Raw genomic sequence first — 1,257 nt, 5'->3', positions numbered from 1 at the left:
TGAAGTGGTCCTATCATTTCGGACAGGTTTGCAGCGTTTCTAAGGTGTATCGGGTTTAGGTTTCATGCTGCTTTTAGCTCTTCCAAGCCTGCCCAATATGCGTCGTCTGGCGTCCGCCGATCAAGCCCGGAATGGGGCCGCTTGGTGTTGTAGAAGGCCATCCAGTCCTTAACGACGCGCCGCGCCTGGAAGCCGTCGGTGATTTCCTCAAGGTAGATGGCCTCTTGTTTCAGGCTTCGCCAGAGGCGCTCGATGAAGATGTTGTCGAGGTAACGGCCGCGCCCATCCATCGAGATGCGCACGCCTGCCTCGGTCAACGTCGCGATCCAGGCTGATCCCGTGAACTGCGACCCTTGATCTGTATTCATGATCTCCGGTGGGCCGTGTTTCGCGATGGCCTCGTTCAGAGCCTCGACACAGAAGTCGGCATGCATCGTGTTCGACAGCCGCCAGCTGAGCACCTTGCGCGTGGCCCAATCCATGATGGCAAGCAGATACAGGAAGCCGTTCTTGACCGGCACGAAGGTGATATCCGCACACCAGACCTGGTTGGGTCGGTCGATCTGCATTTTCCTCAGCAGATACGGATAAACCGGGTGCTGCGGATGCCGCTGGCTGGTTCTGGGGCGCTTGTAGATTGCCTCCAGCCCCATCTTCGCCATCAGTCGGCGCACGCGATGGCGGCCCACGACAGTGCCTTCCCGGCGCAGATAGGCCGCGATCTGGCGTGATCCGAAGAACGGATACTTCGTGAACACGCGGTCAATCTCTTTCATCATCGCCAGCGTCTCGGCATCAACACCGACCGGCGTGTAGTAGAACGCCGACCGGCTCAGGTTCACCAGCTTGCATTGCCGGCTGATGCTCAGTTCGGGATGGTCGCGCTGGACCATCGACCGTTTCTTTGCCGGGCTCACCTCTTGAGCCCTTCCGACAAAAAATCGTTCTCCACCGCCAGCCTCCCGATCTTGGCGTGAAGCTCCTTGACTTCGGCTTCGGTCGGGCCGCTTTGCTTGCCGCCCGAGAATACGTCCGCCATGCCCTCGATGGCCTGCCGCTTCCACGTGCTGACCTGGTTAGGGTGTAGCTGATGCTTCGCCGCGATCTCCTGCACGGTCTTGTCGCCACGCAACGCTTCCAACGCCACCTTGGCCTTAAACTGGTCTGTAAAGTTCCGGCGCTTCGCCATTCTCGTATCCCTTCAAAGGTTTGGGATACACCTTAGCCGACTGTCCGGATTCCTGGGACCACTTCAAT

1 protein-coding gene is annotated in these 1,257 nt (G+C 58.8%); it reads right to left on the bottom strand.

Annotated features, from left to right (window positions below):
- Positions 1-62 precede the first annotated feature (62 nt).
- Positions 63-1,189, bottom strand: a protein-coding gene (locus tag RBB18_RS23135; protein ID WP_371931694.1) for an IS3 family transposase whose coding sequence is annotated in 2 segments (ribosomal slippage) — positions 63-943 and positions 943-1,189 — 1,128 coding nt in all. Because the reading frame shifts where the segments join, the coding sequence is not laid out codon by codon here.
- Positions 1,190-1,257: the final 68 nt, after the last annotated feature.

Source organism: Roseovarius sp. MMSF_3298 (genome assembly GCF_030733705.1).
GTDB classification, from domain to species: domain Bacteria; phylum Pseudomonadota; class Alphaproteobacteria; order Rhodobacterales; family Rhodobacteraceae; genus Roseovarius; species Roseovarius confluentis.
This window is presented reverse-complemented; position numbering and strand designations above follow the sequence as displayed.